At 64.1% G+C, this 21176-nt stretch carries 20 protein-coding genes and 2 riboswitches; of the genes, 19 read left to right on the top strand and 1 reads right to left on the bottom strand.

Annotation, left to right across the window (positions count from 1 at the left end; translation table 11 throughout):
• Positions 1-158: riboswitch (cobalamin riboswitch) on the top strand. This riboswitch is flagged as partial in the annotation.
• A 215-nt stretch (positions 159-373) separates the two neighbouring features.
• The 11 genes from AX709_RS17420 (at position 374) to cobJ (ending at position 14047) form a co-directional block, all read left to right on the top strand.
• On the top strand, positions 374-2317 hold the full coding sequence (locus AX709_RS17420; protein ID WP_039330622.1) for a TonB-dependent receptor plug domain-containing protein: 1944 nt from the start codon (positions 374-376) through the stop codon (positions 2315-2317).
• A 113-nt stretch (positions 2318-2430) separates the two neighbouring features.
• On the top strand, positions 2431-3222 hold the full coding sequence (locus AX709_RS17415) for an ABC transporter substrate-binding protein (RefSeq protein WP_160328032.1): 792 nt from the start codon (positions 2431-2433) through the stop codon (positions 3220-3222).
• Positions 3219-4205, top strand: coding sequence for a FecCD family ABC transporter permease (locus tag AX709_RS17410; RefSeq protein ID WP_039330624.1), 987 nt, complete (start codon positions 3219-3221; stop codon positions 4203-4205). Before AX709_RS17415 ends, AX709_RS17410 begins: the two co-directional genes overlap by 4 nt.
• A complete protein-coding gene (locus AX709_RS17405; RefSeq protein WP_052241777.1) occupies positions 4202-4984 on the top strand; it encodes an ABC transporter ATP-binding protein in 783 nt (260 codons plus the stop codon). Before AX709_RS17410 ends, AX709_RS17405 begins: the two co-directional genes overlap by 4 nt.
• Positions 4981-5961, top strand: a complete 981-nt coding sequence (locus tag AX709_RS17400) for a DUF6925 family protein (RefSeq protein WP_052241778.1) — start codon at positions 4981-4983, stop codon at positions 5959-5961. Before AX709_RS17405 ends, AX709_RS17400 begins: the two co-directional genes overlap by 4 nt.
• Positions 5962-6050: 89 nt before the next feature.
• Positions 6051-6281: riboswitch (cobalamin riboswitch) on the top strand.
• Positions 6282-6462: 181 nt separating this feature from the next.
• On the top strand, positions 6463-7500 hold the full coding sequence (gene cobW / locus AX709_RS17395; protein WP_039330625.1) for a cobalamin biosynthesis protein CobW: 1038 nt from the start codon (positions 6463-6465) through the stop codon (positions 7498-7500).
• Between the two features lie 8 nt (positions 7501-7508).
• Positions 7509-10787 (top strand): cobaltochelatase subunit CobN, encoded by a 3279-nt coding sequence (gene cobN, locus AX709_RS17390; RefSeq protein WP_039330627.1) that lies wholly within the window; start codon positions 7509-7511, stop codon positions 10785-10787.
• The gene (locus tag AX709_RS17385; RefSeq protein ID WP_039330629.1) at positions 10784-11911 is read left to right on the top strand and encodes a cobalamin biosynthesis protein CobG; all 1128 of its coding nucleotides are present in this window, start codon (positions 10784-10786) and stop codon (positions 11909-11911) included. Before cobN ends, AX709_RS17385 begins: the two co-directional genes overlap by 4 nt.
• Complete coding sequence (locus AX709_RS17380; protein WP_039330631.1) at positions 11911-12540, top strand: precorrin-8X methylmutase; 630 nt, start codon at positions 11911-11913, stop codon at positions 12538-12540. Before AX709_RS17385 ends, AX709_RS17380 begins: the two co-directional genes overlap by 1 nt.
• Positions 12537-13274, top strand: coding sequence for a precorrin-2 C(20)-methyltransferase (gene cobI / locus AX709_RS17375; RefSeq protein ID WP_039330633.1), 738 nt, complete (start codon positions 12537-12539; stop codon positions 13272-13274). Before AX709_RS17380 ends, cobI begins: the two co-directional genes overlap by 4 nt.
• Positions 13271-14047, top strand: a complete 777-nt coding sequence (cobJ, locus tag AX709_RS17370; protein ID WP_039330635.1) for a precorrin-3B C(17)-methyltransferase — start codon at positions 13271-13273, stop codon at positions 14045-14047. Before cobI ends, cobJ begins: the two co-directional genes overlap by 4 nt.
• Here cobJ and AX709_RS17365 read toward each other — a convergent pair.
• Complete coding sequence (locus AX709_RS17365) at positions 14011-14772, bottom strand: cobalt-precorrin-6A reductase (protein WP_039330637.1); 762 nt, start codon at positions 14770-14772, stop codon at positions 14011-14013. The genes cobJ and AX709_RS17365 overlap by 37 nt on opposite strands.
• On the opposite strand from AX709_RS17365, the gene AX709_RS17360 reads away from it, so the two are divergent.
• From AX709_RS17360 to bluB, 8 genes are read left to right on the top strand one after another with little or no spacing between them, the layout of a single operon-like run.
• Positions 14771-15979, top strand: coding sequence for a bifunctional cobalt-precorrin-7 (C(5))-methyltransferase/cobalt-precorrin-6B (C(15))-methyltransferase (locus AX709_RS17360; RefSeq protein WP_039330640.1), 1209 nt, complete (start codon positions 14771-14773; stop codon positions 15977-15979). The genes AX709_RS17365 and AX709_RS17360 overlap by 2 nt on opposite strands.
• Positions 15976-16341 carry a cobalamin biosynthesis protein gene (locus AX709_RS17355; RefSeq protein ID WP_039330641.1) on the top strand — a complete coding sequence of 122 codons (366 nt, stop codon included), beginning with the start codon at positions 15976-15978 and terminating at the stop codon, positions 16339-16341. Before AX709_RS17360 ends, AX709_RS17355 begins: the two co-directional genes overlap by 4 nt.
• On the top strand, positions 16338-17123 hold the full coding sequence (cobM, locus tag AX709_RS17350; RefSeq protein WP_039330643.1) for a precorrin-4 C(11)-methyltransferase: 786 nt from the start codon (positions 16338-16340) through the stop codon (positions 17121-17123). The genes AX709_RS17355 and cobM overlap by 4 nt, the downstream gene beginning before the upstream one ends.
• Positions 17120-18433, top strand: a complete 1314-nt coding sequence (locus tag AX709_RS17345) for a cobyrinate a,c-diamide synthase (protein WP_039330645.1) — start codon at positions 17120-17122, stop codon at positions 18431-18433. The genes cobM and AX709_RS17345 overlap by 4 nt, the downstream gene beginning before the upstream one ends.
• On the top strand, positions 18430-19152 hold the full coding sequence (gene cobA / locus AX709_RS18435) for a uroporphyrinogen-III C-methyltransferase (protein WP_039330647.1): 723 nt from the start codon (positions 18430-18432) through the stop codon (positions 19150-19152). Before AX709_RS17345 ends, cobA begins: the two co-directional genes overlap by 4 nt.
• Positions 19149-19913: a precorrin-6A synthase (deacetylating) gene (gene cobF, locus AX709_RS17335; protein ID WP_039330650.1), complete on the top strand. Its 765-nt coding sequence runs from the start codon at positions 19149-19151 to the stop codon at positions 19911-19913. The genes cobA and cobF overlap by 4 nt, the downstream gene beginning before the upstream one ends.
• Positions 19903-20529: a cob(I)yrinic acid a,c-diamide adenosyltransferase gene (cobO, locus tag AX709_RS17330; RefSeq protein ID WP_039330652.1), complete on the top strand. Its 627-nt coding sequence runs from the start codon at positions 19903-19905 to the stop codon at positions 20527-20529. Before cobF ends, cobO begins: the two co-directional genes overlap by 11 nt.
• Positions 20526-21173, top strand: coding sequence for a 5,6-dimethylbenzimidazole synthase (gene bluB / locus AX709_RS17325; protein WP_081095568.1), 648 nt, complete (start codon positions 20526-20528; stop codon positions 21171-21173). The genes cobO and bluB overlap by 4 nt, the downstream gene beginning before the upstream one ends.
• The last annotated feature ends 3 nt before the right edge of the window (positions 21174-21176 follow it).

Below are 21176 nucleotides of genomic sequence, written 5' to 3'. Positions count from 1 at the left end.
GTCCCTGCAACTGTAAGCGGCGAGCGCGATGCACATCGCTTCCACCTTCGGGCGGAAGCAGCCACTGGGCCTTACGCTTGTCCAAGCGCGGCCTGGGAAGGCCGTGCATCAAGCTATGACCCGCGAGCCAGGAGACCTGCCGGCGTTTGGTCGCTCTTGCTGCGGTCCAGGGGATGGCCATGGCACGGTAACCTCCGTCTGAGCGACGAACCATTGCGGCTGGGGCCGCAGGGTTAGTCCTGCGCGGGTGAATTGTGCCCACTCGCGTTGGCCTGGCCGACCGTTCGTGCGCTCTCCCGACTCGCCTTGGGAGTTGATGGATCCGGTTGCCCCTTTTCGTCGCGCAGTTGCTCGGCACCAAGGGGGTATCCCGATGAAGAAACCTGTTCTCGTATCCACGTTTGCGCTGGCGCTAGCCAGCTGCCCGGCCTTCGCGCAGTCGAACCCGGGACAGCCTACAACCAATGACAGCGGAGAAACCATTGTCGTGACGGCGTCACGGTCCGGTGAGGCCGTGGCCGTAAACAAGCTCGGTGCGTCGGTGACGGTACTGGACAGCGAAGCGTTGGAGCAGCGCCAGACCCGGATTGTTTCGGACATTCTGCGCGATGTGCCGGGCGTTGCCGTGAGCCGCACCGGCGCTGCTGGCGGCCTCACCCAGCTCCGGCTTCGCGGCTCCGAGGGCAACCACGTCCTCGTTCTGATTGACGGTATAGAAGCTTCGGACCCGTATTTTGGCGAGTTCGATTTCGCCACTCTCATTGCCGATCCCGAAGCCCGCGTTGAAGTCCTGCGAGGGCAGCAGTCCTCGCTTTACGGTTCGGACGCGATCGGCGGCGTTATCCAGTATCTGACATTGACCGGGAAGGAGGCTCCGGGGGTCAGCTTGCGCGCAGAGGGCGGCAGCTTCAACACCTTCACCGGAAGCGCGCGTGCTGGCGGAGTGTCTGGCGATCTCGATTATGCTGTGTCTGGCGCTTACTATCACACCGGCGGCTATCCCACGGCACGAAATGGCAGCAGGGATGTCGGCTCCGACATCGCAGGCCTTTCGGCCAAGCTCATCTGGTCGCCGTCCGAAACCTTCAAACTGACCGGCGTTGCCCGCTACAGCTTCACGGAAGCCGATACCAACAACAGCGAGAACAATCCGGCGAGCCCGCTATTCGGATTCACCGTCGACAGCCCCGGCGTGTTCTTCAGAAACAAGGCCTTCTATGGTCTTGTGAGAGCTGAACTGATCGGGCTCGACGGCCGCTGGACGAACGCAGTGACAGGGCAAGTCGCGTTGAGCGAGCGCAAGGGCTTCGACGCTGCGGGCTTCGATTACGGCAACAAGGGTAACCGCTACAAAGGCTCGTTCGAATCGAGCCTGCGGCTGGGCACCGACGCCATCCGGCATCGCCTGACCGCCGCAATCGACGTCGAGCGCGAAGAATTCCAGAACACCACACCGTCATCCTTCGCGTTTCAGGGAAAAAGATCGACCGACAATGTCGGGATTGTCGGGCAGTATGAACTGCTGATCAACGACGCATTCTCTTTTGGTGCATCGATCCGCCATGACGAAAATGATCGCTTTGATGACCCCACAACTTGGCGGGTTCAAGGCAGTTATTCGCTCCCGACTGGTACCCGTGTTCGCGGTGCCTATGGAACGGGGGTCAAGAATCCGGGCTATTTCGAGCTCTATGGATTTTCCGATGGCCGCTATATTGGCAACCCTAACCTGAGGCCCGAGAAGTCGGAAGGGTGGGAAGCCGGCATCGAGCAAAGCTTCAGCGATGGCAAGGCCACCATAAGCGCGACCTATTTCGATAGCCGCCTGAAGGACGAAATTTTCACGACCTTCCCCGCTCCGACCTTCATAGCGACGCCATCAAACCGTGCAACTTTGTCGAAACAGCATGGCATTGAGGTGGCCCTTGCCGCCCGTCCAATTCCCCAGATCAGGCTGGACGCCGCCTACACATGGCTTCATGCGCGAGAAAACGGCACAGTCGAGGTGCGTCGCCCCAAGCATATCGGCAGTTTCAACGCGACAGTGTTCAGCAAGGATGAGCGCTTTTCGGGTACGTTGACAGTGCGCTACAACGGGCGTCAGACCGATGTCGCGTTTACAAATCCAAGCTTCATTCCGGTGCGCGTGTCCCTGAGGGAATATGTACTGGTTAACCTGAATGCCGAATACAAGTTGCGCCCCAACATTTCGTTGTTTGCGCGCGTAGAAAACCTCATCAACGAGCAATACGAAGAGGTGTTCAGTTTCGCCACTCCGGGCCGCGCAGGCTATGGTGGCGTTCGCGTCCGCTTCTGATGTTCCGCAAGGCGCTCTGCCTCCTTTGGATGATCTCCGTGCTTCCGGCTCTGGCCGGTTGCACGGAGCCGTCTGGTAGTCGCAGCCAGGCGGCAGCAAAGCCAGTCCATGTCATGTCGATGAACCAGTGCACGGATCAGCTTGTCCTGGCATTGCTGCCACCTGAGCGGATCGCGTCGGTCACTTGGCTGTCGCGCGATCCCGACGGCTCCCTCATGTTCCGCGAGGCTGCGCGTGTCGACATCAACCATGGAATGTCGGAGGAGGTCCTGCGCCAGAAGCCGGACCTGGTTATTGCCGGGGCATTTACGACGCCGGCAACACGCGGACTGCTTAAGCGATTAGGGTTTCCAATGATCGAGGTCGATCATGCGGAAACCTACGAAGATATCCGCAAGATAACCCGACAGGTCGCCAAGGCAGTAGGAGAGCCCGCTCGCGGCGAGGAATTGATCGCAAAAATGGACCGCCAACTGGCCGACCTTGCGCGCGATCCGGGCCCGCCGCTACGAGTGGCTGCGTGGGATGGTGCTGGCTTCAATGCAAGCACGGGGTCTCTCTATGACACTGTGCTCAAGACAGCCGGTGCGACCAATGTTGCCAACACACTGCAGAAGAGCAGCTACGGCAAACCGGATATCGAAATCCTGCTCCTTTCTGCTCCGTCCCTGCTGGTGAAAGGCGCCGGGGTAGGTCGCCGCCCGGGGCTTCGCGAAAACGTCGAGCGACACCCTCTAATCCGTCGCTACTGGGACGGTGACCGTACGCTGACGATCCGACAGGCGTACTACGTTTGCGGAACGCCGATGGTGACGGAAGCCGCGATGCAGTTGCGCAACGAACTTCGTTCAGCGGCTCTCCATGCCCGCTCTCCCCTTCCCTTTGCCGGTGGGAAATCGCTATGACCCGGTGGCTTGTTCCCATGCTGGTCAGTTGTCTGCTCGCCAGCGCTTTCGCTTCGGTGCTGGCTGGCTCCGTCTGGTTGACACCACGCGAAGCGTTTCAGGCGCTGGCTTTCGATCATGCGGATCTGGCTGGCCAGATCGTCACCCAGATCCGCCTGCCACGGGTTGTCCTTTCGATGGCCATCGGTGGCATCCTTGGCCTCTCGGGTGCCGTCATGCAGGGGCTGTTGCGAAACCCGCTGGCTGACCCCGGCCTGCTGGGCGTTTCGGCAGGTGCCTCGCTCGGTGCGGTCATCGCCATCTATTTCGGCTTTGCCGCCAGTTTTACCCTTGCCGCTCCGCTGTTTGGTCTGACAGGTGCATTCGTCACCACAGGCATTGCCTTCATCCTTGCGCGGGGAGGCGGTACCCTATCGCTCATCCTGGCCGGGGCAGCAGTCAGCAGCATAGCCAGTGCAGGCGTCAGTCTGGCGCTCAACCTCTCCCCCAATCCTTATGCCGCTTACGAGATCATGACCTGGCTGATGGGTTCGCTTGCCGATCGAAGCTGGGATCATGTCCGCCTTGCCACACCCTTTATCCTTGCCGGGGGTACGATGCTTCTGCTGACGGGCCGAGCTCTGGATGCTCTTGCATTGGGTGAAGCGCAGGCTGAAAGCCTGGGGATTGCGGTTTCACGAACGCGCATGCTGGCGCTGATCGGTACGGCCCTTGGCGTCGGAGGCGCAACCGCCGTATCCGGAACGATCGGTTTCGTAGGCCTGATTGCGCCTCACCTTGTCCGGCCTCTGGTCGCCCATCGTCCAGGCAAGGTGCTCATCCCGGCCATGCTGGTTGGAGCCGTTCTGGTAACCCTCGCCGACATCGCGTCGCGCACATTGGTATTCCGGGGCATGCCGCTAAATCTCGGGGTGTTCATCAGCCTGATCGGGGCACCGTTCTTCCTGTGGCTGGTCCTTCATGTCCGGAGACGCACCGCATGAGCGCGCTGCACTTTCATGGTGTTTCGGCGCGCCGGGGGCAGCGTCTGGTCCTTGACGGGATATCGGCGCGTGTTCCATCGGGCCATCTGACTGCTGTGATCGGCCCCAATGGCGCCGGCAAGAGCACCTTGCTGGACATCACATCGGGCCTCAAACGCCCGGTGCAAGGTTCGGTCGAACTCGATGGCAAGGACCTCCACCGCCTTGGCCGCCGGGAACTTGCCAAGTTGCGTGCCTATCTGCCGCAACGTGCGGGGGTTGATTGGCCGATCACCGTAGAGCGCGTGGTTGCGCTCGGGCTGACTCCGGCGCTGCCAGCATTCGGCACCATACCGTCCGCTCTGCTTCCCGCCATCGACGATGCACTGCTCGCCTGCGATCTGCTGGGTTTGCGGGATCGGCCAGCCACGCAATTGTCGGGTGGCGAACTGGCGCGGGCAATGCTGGCCCGCGCGATTGTCGGCGATCCAGCGCTTCTGATCGTTGATGAACCAACCGCGGGTCTGGATCCACGCCATGCCATCGATGCCGTCCAGCGTCTCAAGGCCCGGACCACGGCCGGGTGCACGGTTGTCATGGCGATCCACGATCTTGATCTGGCCTTGGCCTTCGCGGACTCGATCCTCGCAATCCGCGATGGGCGATTGCTTGCACACGGTCCGACGCACGAAGTCGTCACCGAAAGCCTACTCACCTCGCTCTATGACGTTCCGGTCCGGTTATCTCGTGACGGGGACGGCATTTCCGTCCGCTTTCTCAAGTCCGGGGTATCATCATGAACCAGATTTCCTTTGACGAACTGGCACGTCTCGCGTGCGACCCTGGCCATGGCTGGAGCATCGGCACATTCGGTGCGATCGGCGAATTCATTCGCGACGAGGATGAGCCGGCCACGGTTCAAAACGACCGCGACAATATCGAAATCGTGACCGCTCGCGGTGCCTTGCGGATCAGGCATTCGGATAGCTTTGAATGCCTTGCCTGGGATAGCCTGTCCTCTGATGGCGAAAGCTGGGGTCATGCAATGGCGCTCTGCGCGCCTCTGACTGGTTCGGTCGATCGGGCTGTCGTATCTTTGGGCGCCGATACCGACGCCATTCGCAGGGAAGACCAGTCGAGCCGCCTGTTCGACATGGGCGTTTGTAACGGCACCATAAGGATGTGCGCCCGCACTGACGACGAAGCGCTGATCGGGGCTCTCGAGGCTCTTGAAGGTCAGGACCTGCTGTCTTCGCCAACAGTCATGGCCGAGGTTCTGCGTGCGCAGCCCCACCGGGTCATGCTCTCGCCTGCCGGACGGATCGAAGTCTTCCAACCGATTCCGCCTCCGGATGGGAAATCGCCGGAAGGCCCGCACACCCATCTGCTTGCCAAGCTTATCGGGAAGGGTCGGCCACATGGCGCCAACGTCCCCATTCCGGATGGCTATCAGTCGATCCTGAACATTCACCCTCGCTCACCTTGGCGGAACGCACTGGGTGAACGGCACGATTTCGTGCCCGATACGGACACCGCCTTTTCACCTATGCTTGAACGCTTTGGCCTTGATCAGGATCGTGCCGTGGACGCACATATCCGCACCGCTGTGGCTGAAGGCGCAAACCCTGAATTCTTTGATTGGCCCGACACACGGCGGGGCCGAACGAAAGCCCGCATCGTCCTGCGCCGTCTTGCCGCTGCCGGTCACGAGCACGTGGGTCCCTGGCGCGTCTGGTTCGACCGCGCTCCCGTTGAAACCGATGAAACGGAACAGTGAGGTTGCGCCTGCAATTTCAGCGCGAACTTTGATTGGCATGATCGAAGTTTGGGTCTAGAGATATTCAATGATGATGCGGGTTTGCCCGTGCCATCGATGATCGCGCCGGTGCCCCCAACGGGGCTTAATCGGGAATGCGGTGCGGGAGCGTAGCTCCCAAATCCGCGGCTGTCCCTGCAACTGTAAGCGGATAGCGCGATGCACATTTTTCCTGCGCGTGCAGGAAAAGCCACTGGACCGCGCATGAACGCGCATCTGGGAAGGCGTGCATCAAGCTGTGACCCGCGAGCCAGGAGACCTGCCGGCGCTCTGGTCGCTCTTGCCCGGGTCCAGGGGATGGCCAAGGCACGGTACTCTTCCGTCTGAGCGACGAAGCTGTGCGGCTGGGGCTGCACGGCCGCGTGGTTTCGGGCGTCTGTCGCGCCAGCCCGTTGTCGCGCGCCGACCGGACCTGTCCGGCAAGCCCTGCCCGGTGTCGCTCTGGCGCGCGGAGGAACTGCCATGTCGGACCTGTCAAAGGTACCCGTCACGATCATCACCGGCTTTCTGGGTGCCGGTAAGACCACGCTGATCAGCCACCTGATCCGCAACGCTGGCGGACGCCGATTGGCTGTGGTCGTCAATGAATTCGGTACTCTGGGGGTGGATGGGGACATCCTACAATCCTGCGCCATTCCCGATTGCCCGGCGGAAAACATCGTCGAACTGGCCAACGGCTGCATCTGCTGCACCGTGGCGGACGATTTCATTCCCACCGTAGAGCGCCTGCTCGCGCTTGATCCGCGCCCTGACCATATCCTGATCGAGACATCAGGGCTGGCCCTGCCCAAGCCCTTGCTCAAGGCCTTCGACTGGCCGGCAATCCGCAGTCGCATCACGGTGGATGGCGTCCTTGCGCTGGCCGATGCCGAAGCGGTTGCTGCCGGACGGTTTGCCCCCGATCTTGCAGCGCTGGAGGCCCAGCGCGCCGCAGACCCGGGGATCGACCACGAAACCCCGCTGTCCGAAGTCTTCGAGGACCAGCTTGCCTGCGCCGATCTCGTTTTGCTGACCAAGGTTGATCTGGCCGGACCTGACGGAGTCGCTGCCGCAAGGGCAGCCATTGCGGCCGAAGCACCCCGCCCCGTGCCTGTGATCGAGATAGCCGAAGGGATTGTCGACCCTCGCGTGATCCTTGGACTTGGAGCTGCCGCCGAAGACGATATCGCTGCCCGGCCCTCGCATCACGACAATGAGGATGATCACGAGCACGACGATTTCGACAGCACCGTCATCGCGCTCGGCGAGATTGCCGATCCCGCCGATTTGGTGGCGCGTATCGAAACGCTCGCCCGCGACCATCGCATCCTGCGGGTAAAAGGCTACGCTGCCGTGACTGGCAAGCCCTTGCGCCTCTTGGTGCAGGCCGTCGGGTCGAGGGTTCGTCACCAGTACGACCGCCCATGGCGCCCCGATGAGCGGCGCCAGACCACCCTGGTCGCCATCGCCGAGCATGACGATATCGACGAGCCTGCCATTCGCGCGGTGCTGGCAGGCTAAGCTAGGCCGTGCACGTCATCTTTCGCGAAACGCATGGGATGGAGGAAACGGCCATCCCACAGGATCTGGGGCAGGAGCCTGCGGATCTTGTCGTCCTGTCCTTCTCGGACAGCGATCTTGGTGCGTTCGCGGAAGGCTGGCGCCAGGCGCAAGCGGCGGATCCGGCATTTCCTTCGTTGCGGCTCGCCAATCTTGCCGCGCTGATCCACCCTTTGTCGGTCGACACCTATATCGAAAAGACATTGGCCGGGGCAAAGGCCGTGCTGATCCGGCTGATCGGCGGCACGCCCTATTGGAGCTACGGCCTTCAACAGGTCGAGACCCTCGCCCGATCGCGCGGGATTGCGCTTGCTGTCCTGCCTGCCGATGGTCGGCCGGATTGGCACCTCGACAGTGTCTCCACGCTTCCTGCCGCCACGCTGGCCAAGCTTTGCCAGTTGTGTGACGAGGGCGGCGCGGCAGCGGCGCGCGCGGCCCTGGCCGCTCTCGCGCACGCCGCAGGGCTTGGCGTCAGCACTGTGACGCAATGCACGGCTTTGCCGGCAACTGGCGGATGGCACCCCTCCTGCGGGATCATCGATCCTGCCAGCTTCAGGCCCAATGCGGATCGGCCGCTGATCCTGATCGTCTTCTACCGTGCGTACCTCGCCGCACACGACCTGCACCCGATCGCCGCGCTTCATTCCGCGCTTGAACAACGCGGCTTTGACGCGCTCTCGATCTTCGTCCCCTCGCTCAAGCCCCCTGAGGTCAGGGCACAGGTGGATCGCTGGGTGCGTTCGCTGGCGCCTGCAGCCATCGTCAATGCCACGGCTTTTTCAGCGCGGGGCGAGGATGGCGGAACGCCGCTCGACGGGGGGGGCGTTCCGGTCTTCCAGATCGCGCTTGCCACCGCACCGCGCGCAGGATGGGCGCGCACATCGCGTGGCCTCTCGCCGGCTGACCTTGCCATGCATGTCGTACTCCCCGAGATTGACGGGCGCATCTTTGCAGGCGTGTCGAGCTTCAAGGAAGCGGGCGAACGCGATCCGGCACTCGGCTTCGCTCCCTATTCGCACCGCGGCGATGACAACCGGATCGCAGCGGTCGCCGACCGCGTGGCGCGCTGGATCGGGCTGGCCCGCAAGCCGGCATGCGAACGCCGCGTCGCCCTGATCCTGTCGACCTACCCCGGCAAGGCCTACCAGATGGCGCACGCCGTGGGTCTTGACGCGCTGGCCTCAGTCGATGCGATTGTCGCCGATCTGGCAGAGGCCGGGTACAAGGTCAGCCGCCCCACCGATCTTGCCAGGCAGCTGGCGACCGAGCATCTGGTCTGGCCTTTGAATGCCTATCGCACTGCCATGTCCGCCCTGCCCGAGACGCTGCGGCAGGACCTTGCCTCGGCATGGGGAGAGCCGGAAGACGATCCGCTGGCTGTCGATGGGGCATTTCGCTTCCCGGCGCTCACGCTCGGCCAGGTGCTGGTGGCGCTTCAGCCCGAGCGGGGCGAGCCTATCAGTCGCGATGCAGACTATCACGACCTCTCGCGCTGCCCGCGGCACGCCTATGTCGCCTTCTACCTGTGGCTGGGCCAGCAGGGTACGGATGCGCTGGTCCATGTTGGCGCGCATGGTACGCTGGAATGGCTGCCGGGGAAGGCTGTAGCGCTGTCTGACGCTTGCTGGCCCGAAGCGCTGACACAAGCGATGCCGGTCATCTATCCCTTCATCGTCAACGATCCGGGCGAGGCAGCGCAGGCCAAGCGCCGCATCGGTGCTGTCACCATCGGCCATGTGCCGCCGCCGCTCGTCCCGACCGGAAGCGGCGCCGGGCTGGGCCGGATCGAGGCTTTGCTGGACGAATTCTCCAATGCCGACGGGCTGGACCCTGCCCGCCGGGACCGTCTGCAGAAATCCATCCGCGAGGAAGCTGCCGCGCTGGGGCTGGAGGCAGAGCTCGGCCTTGATACCGCCACCACTCTGGTCGAAGCGATCACCCGGATCGATCGCTTCGTCTGCGATGTGAAAGCCAGCCAGTTCGGTGACGGTCTCCACGTTTTCGGCCGCGGTGAACAGGGCGCGGCAGAGCGGAACGGGCTTCTGGCTGGGCTGGACGGCCGATGGATCGCTCCCGGACCATCTGGCTCGCCCCATCGCGGACGAACCGATGTGCTGCCGACGGGACGCAACCTCTACACGATCGATCCGCGCGCAGTACCTTCGCGCGCAGCGCATGCACAGGGCGTCGTGCTCGCCGAGGAGCTGCTCCGCCGCCATCTGCAGGATCACGGCGACTACCCGCGTGGCCTTGTGGTGGATCTGTGGGGTTCGGCCACCATGCGCACGGCTGGTGAAGAGTTTGCGATGGCGCTGCACCTTCTGGGGGCAAAGCCGATGTGGGACATGGCTTCAGAGCGCGTGACGGGGGTTGAGATTCTCCCACTCGCCATGCTCGACCGCCCTCGCCTCGATGTAACGCTGCGCGTTTCGGGCCTGTTTCGTGATGCCTTTCCCACCCTGCCCGCCTTGTTCGGTCAGGCCGTCCGGGCGCTGTGCACCAGGGACGAACCCGCCGACTGGAACCCTTTCGTTGCCTTGGCCCCAGCGCCGCGCGTCTATGGTCCGCGTCCGGGCCGGTATGGACTCGGGATCGGAGACGCGGCCGAAACCTATACCGATGATGCCCGGCGTGCGGCGGGCGAAGCATGGCTGGCAGCCTCCGACCACGCGCTGGATAGCGTTTCCGATTCCAGCACGGGAAGCGAGGCTGACCCCGATGGCATCCGTCTGCGAGTGGCCAGCGCGGACGCCTTCGTCCACCTGCAGGACCTGCCTGAAACCGACCTCTTGCTGGCCGCGGACTATGCCGGGCACGAGGCAGGCTTTGCCGCAGCCCAGGCGATTGTCGGAGGCAAGGCCGCACTCTATCATCTCGACAATCGGGACCCGAACAACCCGGCGGCCCGCACGCTGACCGAAGAAATTGCCCGCGTGGTCCGTGCCCGAGCCGCCAATCCAGGCTGGATCGCAGGAATGATGCGCCACGGCTTTCGTGGGGGCGCGGAACTGGCCGCGACGCTGGACCATCTTGGCGCTTTCGCACATCTTTCCGGCAGCGTGCCGCCGCAGCTGATCGACCTTTATCACGAGGCAACGCTCGGCCAGTCCGAAGTTCGCGCCTTCCTCGAACGCGAAAATCCCGATGCACTGGCGGCGATGGAAGCGCGCTTTGCCGCGCTGCATGCCGCGGGCCTCTGGCGCACCCGGCGAAATTCCATCCTGGCCAGCCTGCGGGAGGCACCATGACCGGATTTGCCGTCAAGGGCTGGTGCCCGGACGCATGGCACCCGATGATATCCGGCGACGGCCTACTGGTGCGGGTCAAACCCCGGCTCGGGCGGCTGACACGGGAGCAGGCGCTGGCCCTTTGCGATGCGGCCGCCACCTGCGGCAGCGGGCTGATCGACCTGACGCGGCGCGCCAATCTGCAGATTCGCGGCGTTGCCCAAGATCGCTGGCCCTTGCTGATCCAAAGGCTGATTGCGCTGGAATTAGTGCAGCCCGAGCCTGCACTCGAAGCGCGGCGCAACGTCCTTGTCGCGCCCGACTGGCAGGAGAACGACGACACCCACCGCATCGCCAACGCCCTGCTGGCCCGGATAGGCGAATGGCCCGATCTTCCCGGCAAGGTCGGGTTCGTCATCGATGCCGGCCCTGCCGCTGTGCTGACCGGCGCATCCGGCGATTTCCGTGTCGAACGCGGCACGGACGGCAGCCTCATCCTTCGCGCCGATGGTTGCCTCACCGGATCAAGCCTGTCTCCAGGCACGGAAGCGGACGCCCTGATCGCTCTCGCTCACTGGTTCGCCGCGAGCGGCGCCGCCGCAGCCGGGCGCATGGCCCGTTGGGATGCGGAACTTCCCGCATGGGCAAAAGGTGCGATCGCGCCTGCAATGGCTGAACCGGGCCATGTGCTTGGCACCGGACATCATCCATCGATCGCGCTGGCGTTCGGGCTGATAGAGGCTTCGGAGCTCGCCATCCTGCTCGAATCCGGTTCTGCTTCTGGACTGCGAACAACACCGTGGCGGCGGCTGTTGATCGAGGGGGCGGCGGCTGCCCGGACCCACCCGTCCACCGGCGCTAAACCTGATCCGCTGCCCCATGTGGAAGCCTGCCCGGGCGCACCATTGTGCGCACAGGCGACGGTTGAAACCCGTGCGCTTGCGCGCCGACTTGCGCCCTATGTCTCGGGACGGCTGCACGTTTCGGGTTGTGCCAAAGGCTGCGCCTGCTCGCAGGTGGCCGATGTCACGCTGACCGGACGCAACGGCAGGTTCGATCTGGTCCTTGCTGGCAAAGCCGGATCGCCTCCGTCCCGCTCCGGCTTGAGCGCCAGCGAAATCCTCGCGCATTTTGGAGCCGTCTGATGCCCCATGTCTATGAAACCGACGGGGCAGCGATCTATCGCCAGTCGTTTGCCACGATCCGCGCCGAAGCCGATCTCTCCCCTTTCGCGCCAGGCGAAGAGCAGGTGGCAGTGCGGATGATCCATGCGGCCGGGATGGTCGGACTTGCAGCGCATATCCGGTTCTCGTCGGGATTTGCCGATGCGGCACGCGCTGCGCTGGCCGGCGGCGCGCCGATACTGTGCGATGCGCGGATGGTGTCTGAAGGGATCACCCGCGCCCGGCTTCCCGGGAGCAACGCAATCATCTGCACGCTGCAAGATCCTGCGGTGCCTGACCTTGCACGCAAGATCGGCAACACCCGATCCGCTGCCGCGCTGGAACTGTGGCGGCCCATTCTGGCGGGTGCGGTCGTGGCGATCGGCAATGCACCAACCGCGCTGTTTCATCTGCTGAACATGCTGGAAGACCCCGCCTGCCCACGCCCTGCGGCGATCATCGGCTGTCCGGTGGGCTTCGTGGGAGCAGCTGAATCCAAGGCTGCCCTCTGGGCCGCTCCTCCTGCACCCTGCTGCGTCGTCGAGGGCCGCCTTGGCGGCAGTGCCATCACCGTGGCGGCCATCAACGCGCTGGCGAGTACGGCCGAATGAACGCCGGCACGAACATCGGCACCATTCACGGTGTCGGGCTTGGTCCGGGTGCGGCAGACCTGCTGAGCGTGCGCGCCGACCGGCTTGTACGCACGGCGCACCACGTCGCCTATTTCCGCAAGGCTGGGCGGCCCGGCCAGGCAAGGCGCATCGTGGAAGGGATGCTCCGCGCTGACGTGATCGAGTTTCCGATGGAATATCCGGTAACCACCGAAATCCCGGTATCCGATCCTCGCTACAATGCCTGCCTGTCGGCGTTCTACACGCACTGTTCGGAGCGGCTTGCAGCGATTTCGCAGCAGGGTGAGGACGTCGTCGTGCTGTGTGAGGGCGACCCGTTCTTCTACGGCTCCTTCATGCACCTCCATGCCCGCCTTTCAGGCCGCATACCGGTGGAAGTCGTCCCTGGCATCACGGGCATGTCTGGCGCCTGGACCGCGACGGACCTGCCGATCACCTGGGGCGATGATGTGATGACCGTGGTCATGGCCACGCTGCCGGAAGCCGAGCTTGCCCGCCGGATCCGCGAGACTGACGCGCTGGTGGTGATGAAGATCGGTCGGAACCTGCCCAAGCTTCGCCGCGCCGTGGCAGCCGCCGGGCGCATGGATGCGGCATGGCTGGTCGAACACGCAGCGATGCCCGGACAGCGCGTCACCATGCTGGCCGAGGCTGAGGCGGTGACCCCCTATTTCTCGATCCTGCTGATCCATGGTCAGGGGAGGCGACCATGACCGGGGAAAAGGACAAGGGTTGGCTAGCAATCGCCGGTCTGGGACCAGGAGACGAGGCACTCGTCACACCCGAAGTCACCGCCGCGCTGGCCGGGGCTACGGACGTGATCGGGTACATTCCCTATGTCGCCCGGATAGCTGCACGCGAAGGCCTGACGCTTCACCCCTCGGACAACCGGGTGGAGCTCGACCGCGCCGCTCTGGCGCTCGATCTTGCGGCGCAGGGCCGCAGGGTCGTTGTCGTATCGTCAGGTGATCCGGGGGTGTTCGCGATGGCCTCGGCGGTATTCGAAGCGCTTGAGGCAGGTCCTTCCCGCTGGCGGACGCTGGATATCAGGGTGCTGCCGGGCATCACCGCCATGCTGGCCGCCAGTGCACGGGCCGGGGCACCGCTGGGTCACGATTTTTGCGCGATCAATCTTTCCGACAACCTGAAACCCTGGGCCATGATCGAAAAGCGGCTGCGGCTGGCCGTGGAGGCGGACTTTGCCTTGGCGCTTTACAACCCCCGCTCGAAGGCACGTCCCGAAGGCTTCGCCCGTGCGCTGGCCTTATTGAAGGAGCTGTGCGGCGATGATCGCCCGATGCTGTTTGCCCGCGCCGTCACAACGCCGCAGGAAGATCTGCGCATCGTGCCGCTGGGCAAGGCGCACGATGAAATGGCCGACATGCGCACCACGGTGATCGTGGGATCAAGCCGGACGCGGATCATCGAACGTGCGGCAGGCCCTATCCTCTATACGCCCCGGTCCGTTGCGGAAGTGGCCTCATGACCAAGCCATTCCAGCACATCTTCTGCGCGACAGACCTCGATCCGGTCACCGATCACCGGGCGGTCGATCATCACGACCGGAAGCTTGAGCTGGCGCGCAGCGACAAGCTTTGCCTCGGCGCCCGTGCCACCGGCGTTCTTGCACACAACAAGGTCGATCATGTGAGACTGCATCAGCAGCCGATCACCTTCAGCCGTAAACGGCCCGCGATCGATGACAAGGTCGTGGGAGGGCAGGCCTGGGGGCGCAGCCGGAGGGTCAACAAAGCGCAGCAGGTAGTGATGCTGCGGCTGTGCGGCAAAGGCTTCCACATGCATTCGGCCCAGCGCGAGCAGGATGCGGCGCGGCGTGCCCGCAAGTTTGGCCACCGCAGCGGCAGTGTCTCTCACGCATGTCCAGCGATCGCCCGACCCGGCCTCCCATGCGGGTCTGGTCAAGGCGATATGGGCAATCCCGGCAATCCGCGCGGCCTTTATGGCATGTGCGCTCATAGTCGCGGCAAAGGGATGCGTCGCATCGACCAGATGCGTGATGCGATGGTCTTGGAGATAGGCCACAAGCCCCGCCACCCCACCAAAGCCGCCGACGCGGATCGGCACCGGCTGTGGCCGCGGGTTGTCGGTCCTGCCCGCGTAGCTGAGTGTCGTCGCAACCTGCGCTGCCGCAAGCAGGCGCGCCAGTGCGCTCGCTTCGGTTGTTCCGCCAAGCAGGAGAACATTCGGCATGGCTGACATGGACCCTCGCGCATGGTTGACGATCATCGGCATCGGTGAAGACGGCGTGGACGGCCTGTGCTCAGCGGGCCGGGCCGCGCTGGCCAGGGCCGAACTGGTCATGGGATCGGCGCGCCATCTAGCGCTGCTTCCCGCGCTTACCTGCGCGGTCTTCAAATGGCCAGTTCCCTTTGCCGACGGCATAGCCGAACTGCTGGCGCATCGCGGGCGGCGGGTGGTCATGCTGTCATCGGGCGATCCGTTCTGGTTCGGCGCAGGCGCAAGCCTTGCGCGCCATCTCGGTCCGGCGGAATGGGTTGCGCACCCCGCGCCATCGACCTTCAGCCTTGCTGCCGCCCGGCTGGGCTGGCCGATCGAGGAAACGGCCTGCCTCGGCCTGCACGCAGCGCCGCTGGACCGCTTGTGCCCCCATATCGCACCCGCCCAGCGCGCCATTGTCCTGCTGCGCGATGGCGATGCCGTTGCCACGGCGGCGCAATATCTGACCAGCAAGGGCTTCGGCCCATCGACGCTTCATGTGATGGAAGCGCTGGGCGGCCCCCATGAACGCCTCCGCGTGACGACCGCGCAAGCCCTGCCGTTCGCAGACATTGCCCATCCCGTTGCCGTGGGCATCGCGTTCGCCGGTTCAGGCAATGTCCTGCCCGTCACATCCGGCAGACCGGATGCGTGGTTCGATCACGACGGACAGATCACCAAGGCCCCGGTGCGCGCCCTGACCCTCTCGGCCCTCGCCCCGCGTGCCGGTGAATGGCTCTGGGATATCGGCACGGGTTCTGGGTCAATCGCGATCGAATGGCTGCTGGCTCATCCCGCCAACCGGGCGACCGCGTTCGAAGCCGATCCGCTACGGGCCGGCCGCGCCCGCGCAAACGCCAAGGCTCTGGGTGTAGACCGGTTGGATGTGATCAATGCCCGGATGCCCGAAGGCCTGCCGGAAGGCCCCCATCCGCATGCTGTGTTCATCGGTGGCGGCTTGTCCGACCCGCTGCTCGATGCCCTCTGGGCCCGGCTGCCTGATGGAACGCGGCTGGTGGCGAACGCCGTGAGCCTTGAATCTGAAGCCGCTCTTACCCGTTGGCATGGCGCAAAGGGCGGCAGTCTGCTGCGGATCGAACTGGCCGATGCCGTGCCCCTTGGCCAGCGGCATGGCTGGAAGGGGCGCTATCCCGTGGTACAGTGGAGCGTCACGCTATGATCGTGGCTGGCTTCGGCTTTCGGCGCGGCGCAGGCCTCGCTTCGCTGCGGGCGGCGCTGGAACTGGCGCAGGACGGGCTGCCCCCTATAACCCATTTGGCGACCGCCATCGACAAGACGTCTGCGTTGGTACCGCTTGCAGAGGCACTGGGACTGCCGATGACCGGCATCCCATCGGCGTCCCTGTCCACCACGCCTACGCCCACCAGCTCTGCCGCCAGCCTGAAGGCACGCGCGACCGGCAGTGTCGCAGAAGCCTGCGCGCTGGTCGCCGCTGGTCCGGGCGCCCGCCTTTTGCGCACGCGCCACATCTCGCCCGATCGCATGGCCAGCTGCGCCATTGCCGAAGGATCACAGCCATGACCGTCCACTTCATCGGCGCCGGCCCCGGCGCACCCGATCTTTTGACCCTGCGAGGGCGCGACCTGATCGCCGCCAGCCCGGTCTGCCTCTATGCCGGTTCGCTGGTTCCCGTGGCTGTACTCGATCACTGTCCGCCCGGTGCCCGCATCGTCAACACCGCGCCCATGACGCTGGACGAGATCATCGCCGAGATAGCGGAGGCTGACGCCGCAGGGTGCGATGTTGCCCGCCTCCATTCGGGCGACCTGTCCGTCTGGTCGGCAATGGGCGAACAATTGCGCCGCCTGCGCGCACTGGACATTCCGTTTACGGTCACGCCGGGTGTTCCCGCCTTCTCGGCGGCAGCGGCGGCTCTGGAAGCCGAACTGACCTTGCCCGAGCTCGGCCAGTCGCTGGTACTCACGCGCACGCCAGGGCGGGCCAGCGCGATGCCGCAGAGCGAGAGCCTCGCCAATTTCGCTGTGACGGGCGCGACTCTGGCTATCCATCTATCGATCCACAACCTCGCGCGGGTCGTGGCCGATCTTGCTCCCGCCTATGGCGCGGATTGCCCCGTTGCGGTCGTCTGGCGCGCCAGCTGGCCCGACCAGCGGATCGTCCGGGCCACCCTCGACACCGTCGAAACAGCCATCGCCGGCAGCATGGAACGAACCGCGCTGATCCTTGTCGGACGGGTGCTGGGGGCGGAGGACTTCGCACAAAGCAGCCTCTACGCCCACGGCTACGACCGGCGCTTCCGCCCACAGGATGCGAGCTCGCGCTTTGCAGGAGCCGGGGAATGAGCGTTTCAGGCCTGATGATCGCCGCTCCGGCATCGGGAACGGGCAAGACTACGGTCATGCTGGGCCTGCTGCGAGCGCTGGTTGAAGACGGCGCGGTGGTCCAGCCCTTCAAGAGCGGTCCCGACTATATCGATCCCGCCTTTCACCGCGCCGCCTGCGGCCGTGCGTCGTTCAACCTCGATACTTGGGCCATGAATGGCGAGCTGATCGCTGCAATCGCGGGAGAGGCTGTTGGCGCGGACATGGTGCTTGCCGAGGCTTCGATGGGCCTTTTCGATGGTGTCGCGAGCCGGGGTGCCGTTGGCAATGGCGCCAGTGCGGACATTGCACGGACAATGGGCTGGCCGGTTGTGCTGGTGCTGGACGTGTCCGGACAAGCCCAATCCGCCGCTGCAACGGCGCTCGGTTTCAAGCATCTGGATGACACGCTGCCGTTTGCAGGCGTGATCCTGAACCGGGTGGCCAGTCCCCGCCATGAACGGCTGGTGCGCCGGGGGATGGAAGCGATAGGCATGCCTGTGCTGGGTGCCCTGCCCCGGCGCGGCGATCTCACCCTGCCAGAACGCCATCTCGGTCTGGTCCAGGCTGTCGAGCATCCCGATCTCGAGCGGGCGATATCGGACTATGCCGCATTTCTGCGTGCAAATGTCGATCTGAATGCCATCCGCCATGCCGCCAGCAGCAACAGCGCCCCGCCTCCGGCCCCCGGCCAACTGCCGCTTCCCCCTGCCCAGCGGATTGCCATCGCCCGCGATCCCGCCTTTTCCTTCGTCTATCCCCATGTGCTCGAAGGTTGGCGGCGGGCTGGCGCGGAGATCATGCCCTTCTCGCCATTGGCAAACGAGGCCCCTGCCCGCGATGCCGATCTTGTCTGGCTGCCGGGCGGCTATCCGGAATTGCACGCAGGGACCATCGCTGCAGCGACGAACTTCCTGACCGGCCTGCGCCATCACGCCAAGACCCGCCCGGTCCACGGCGAATGCGGCGGCTACATGGTTCTGGGCGAGGCCTTGGTGGACAAGTCGGGAGAACGGCATCGTATGGCCGGCCTGCTGGGGCTTGTTACCAGCTATGCACAGCGCAAGATGCATCTCGGCTATCGCCAGGCCGAACTGCTGGCACCGATAGCCGGACTGGCCAAAGGCAAAAGACTGCGCGGCCACGAGTTCCACTACTCGACGATCCTCGAGCAGACAGACGCAGCGCTGGCATGTGTAACCGATGCAGATGGCGTCGCGGTTGCCGAAACAGGCTCGTATCGCGGCCGCGTGACCGGAACCTTCTTCCACATGATCGCGAACGCATCGTGAAAGGGTTCGTATCATTTGTGGGTGCGGGCCCTGGCGATCCCGAGCTGCTGACCCTTAAAGCCGTTTCTCGTCTTGAGACAGCGCAGGTGGTCCTGTTTGATGATCTGGCTGCGGGACCGATCCTGGCCCGCGCGCGCGATGACGCTGAACTGGTAGCGGTAGGCAAGCGCGCCGGTCGGCCATCTCCAAGTCAGGCCGAAGTCAGCCGTCTTCTGGTGGACCATGCCCTGGCCGGGAAGCATGTCATCCGGCTCAAATCGGGAGATGCTGGCTTGTTCGGCCGACTCGAAGAAGAAATTGAGGCGCTTCGCCATGCGGGAATCTCGTTCGAGATCATTCCTGGCGTCAGCTCGGCGACCGCCGCAGCGGCAGCTGCCGCGATACCACTGACACGACGCGAGCACGCTAGACGCGTCCAGTTCGTAACCGGACATGGCAAGACTGGCACTTTACCCGAAGACCTCAATCTATCAGCGCTTGCCGACCCTTGTGCCACAACGGTCGTCTTCATGCCAAAGCGCACATTTCCGGCGCTTGCTGCGCAGCTTGTCGCGGCAGGACTTGCGGACGATACTGCAGCCTTGTTGGCAGAAAACATTAGCCGACCGGACCAAAGACTTACCAGAAGCACTATTGCCGGACTTGCTCGGTCACTTGCCGACGGCGGATCGGATGCAACCGCACTGGTGATCTACGGCCCCATGATGGAGGAGGCATGATCCACCTCCATCTGATCGGCATAGGCACCGGGAATCCCGACCACCTGACGCGTGCTGCAATACGCACAATCAACGCGGTCGATCTCATTCTGCTGCCCCGCAAAGGCGATGCCAAATCAGATCTCCTGGACCTGCGCCACTCCATCTGTGGCGCCGCATTGGCCTCACCGGTCCGCATGGCCGAGTTCGACATGCCCGTTCGCCGACAGGATGGCGACTACACGCAGGCCGTCGACGATTGGCACGATGCGATTGCAGCGATTTGGGCAGAGCAGATAGCAGTTCACCTTCCTGATGGTGGGCGGGTCGCGCTGCTCGTGTGGGGCGATCCGTCGCTTTACGACAGCACACTGCGTATTGCCGATCGGCTCCGGACGGCTGGGGTCGACCTAACTGTTCGCGTCGAACCCGGTATCACCAGCATTCAGGCTCTTACGGCTGCTCACGCCATCCCGCTGAACGCCTTGGCCGAACCTGTCACGATCACCACCGGCCGCAGGTTGCGCCGGGAAGGCTGGCCGCTGGGAGTGCACACGATCGTCGTCATGCTCGATTCCGGCTGCGCCTTCGAAGTCCTCGATCCTGCTGGCATCACGATCTGGTGGGGTGCCTATCTGGGCATGTCGCAAGAAGCACTGGTGCATGGGCCACTTGCCGATTCTGCGCCGCAGATTGCCGCGCGCCGCGCGGAACTGCGCGCTCGCCACGGCTGGATCATGGATGTCTACCTGATGCGAAAGGAACGAGCCGATGCCTGCTGACCGCGAAGAAGAAGCTGCAAGCGCAGATGCGCGCCATGCCGAGAAAATGCGCAAGATCCAGGCTGCGCGTAGCACCATGATGGCCACCAAGACCCGCGAGCAGGGGCTGCTGATCGTTCACACTGGCACGGGCAAGGGCAAGACAAGCGCTGCACTCGGTATGGTCGTGCGCGCAATAGGACATGGCATGAAGGTCGGGGTCGTCCAGTTCGTCAAGGGCGCGATGGCGACAGGCGAAAAGACGGTGTTCGACGCTTTCCCGGAAAATGTCGAGTTCAAGCCGATGGGTGAAGGTTTCACCTGGGATACGCAAGACCGGACACGCGATATCGCTTCGGCACGTACTGCCTGGGATGAAGTCTGCCGCATGATCGCCGATCCGGCTTACCAGATGGTGGTAGCCGACGAACTCAACATCGTCCTTCGGTATGACTACCTGCCCTTGGATGAGGTTCTTAAGGCGTTTGCCGCGAAACCCGAGATGAAACATGTCATCGTCACCGGACGCAATGCGCCCGATGCACTGATCGAGGCGGCCGATCTCGTCACCGAGATGACCATGATCAAGCACCCTTTCCGCTCGGGCGTGAAGGCGCAGGCAGGGATCGAGTTCTGAGCGATCTGCCGCCCCAGTTCGATGCCGAGTTCGCGGCTCGATTTGCGCAGCTGCTGCGCTGGCGACGCGATGTGCGGCACTTCGAAGCCCGTGCTGTCGCGGAAGAGGAGATGTGTGCGCTGCTGGAGTGTGCCTCCCTCGCGCCTTCGGTCGGGAATGCGCAGCCCTGGCGGTTCGTGCGCGTGCGTTCATCCACCCTTCGTCAGGCGCTGGCCGACCATGTCGATGCACAGAACGCACAAGCAGCGCAGCAATATGCCTGCCAAGCCCGGCAGGAACTGTATCGTTCGCTCAAGCTGCATGGCCTTCGCGAAGCCCCGGAACTGATCGTGGTGTTCTGTGATGAGCAGCCCAAAGCAGGCCATGGACTTGGCATTGTCAGTATGCCGGAGATGTTGCGCTATTCATGCGTGCTGGCGATCCACACACTCTGGCTGGCGGCAAGGCTCCGCGGCATTGGCGTCGGATGGGTATCGATCCTCGAGCCCGGTGTCATCCGCGCCTTGCTGGACGTACCCGCCGACTGGTCGCTGATTGCACTGCTGTGCTTCGGATACCCCCAGGACCCGTCCCAGACACCCGAATTGGAGCGGCGGGGCTGGCAAGCCCGGGAACCTGTGACCAACCGAGTGTTCGACCGATGACCC

The organism is Sphingomonas sp. CCH15-F11 (assembly GCF_001557005.1).
Lineage (GTDB): Bacteria > Pseudomonadota > Alphaproteobacteria > Sphingomonadales > Sphingomonadaceae > Sphingomonas.
Note: the sequence above shows the minus strand (reverse complement) of the source record. Positions and strands in the feature narration are given on the sequence as shown.

What these genes read in the sequence shown, in the direction of transcription:
- AX709_RS17420 (WP_039330622.1), top strand. Translation starts at nt 374, where the DNA reads ATGAAGAAACCTGTTCTCGTATCCACGTTTGCGCTGGCGCTAGCCAGC.
- AX709_RS17415 (WP_160328032.1), top strand. Translation starts at nt 2,431, where the DNA reads ATGTCGATGAACCAGTGCACGGATCAGCTTGTCCTGGCATTGCTGCCA.
- AX709_RS17410 (WP_039330624.1), top strand. Translation starts at nt 3,219, where the DNA reads ATGACCCGGTGGCTTGTTCCCATGCTGGTCAGTTGTCTGCTCGCCAGC.
- AX709_RS17405 (WP_052241777.1), top strand. Translation starts at nt 4,202, where the DNA reads ATGAGCGCGCTGCACTTTCATGGTGTTTCGGCGCGCCGGGGGCAGCGT.
- AX709_RS17400 (WP_052241778.1), top strand. Translation starts at nt 4,981, where the DNA reads ATGAACCAGATTTCCTTTGACGAACTGGCACGTCTCGCGTGCGACCCT.
- cobW (WP_039330625.1), top strand. Translation starts at nt 6,463, where the DNA reads ATGTCGGACCTGTCAAAGGTACCCGTCACGATCATCACCGGCTTTCTG.
- AX709_RS17385 (WP_039330629.1), top strand. Translation starts at nt 10,784, where the DNA reads ATGACCGGATTTGCCGTCAAGGGCTGGTGCCCGGACGCATGGCACCCG.
- AX709_RS17380 (WP_039330631.1), top strand. Translation starts at nt 11,911, where the DNA reads ATGCCCCATGTCTATGAAACCGACGGGGCAGCGATCTATCGCCAGTCG.
- cobI (WP_039330633.1), top strand. Translation starts at nt 12,537, where the DNA reads ATGAACGCCGGCACGAACATCGGCACCATTCACGGTGTCGGGCTTGGT.
- cobJ (WP_039330635.1), top strand. Translation starts at nt 13,271, where the DNA reads ATGACCGGGGAAAAGGACAAGGGTTGGCTAGCAATCGCCGGTCTGGGA.
- AX709_RS17360 (WP_039330640.1), top strand. Translation starts at nt 14,771, where the DNA reads ATGGCTGACATGGACCCTCGCGCATGGTTGACGATCATCGGCATCGGT.
- AX709_RS17365 (WP_039330637.1), bottom strand. Translation starts at nt 14,772, where the DNA reads ATGCCGAATGTTCTCCTGCTTGGCGGAACAACCGAAGCGAGCGCACTG.
- AX709_RS17355 (WP_039330641.1), top strand. Translation starts at nt 15,976, where the DNA reads ATGATCGTGGCTGGCTTCGGCTTTCGGCGCGGCGCAGGCCTCGCTTCG.
- cobM (WP_039330643.1), top strand. Translation starts at nt 16,338, where the DNA reads ATGACCGTCCACTTCATCGGCGCCGGCCCCGGCGCACCCGATCTTTTG.
- AX709_RS17345 (WP_039330645.1), top strand. Translation starts at nt 17,120, where the DNA reads ATGAGCGTTTCAGGCCTGATGATCGCCGCTCCGGCATCGGGAACGGGC.
- cobF (WP_039330650.1), top strand. Translation starts at nt 19,149, where the DNA reads ATGATCCACCTCCATCTGATCGGCATAGGCACCGGGAATCCCGACCAC.
- cobO (WP_039330652.1), top strand. Translation starts at nt 19,903, where the DNA reads ATGCCTGCTGACCGCGAAGAAGAAGCTGCAAGCGCAGATGCGCGCCAT.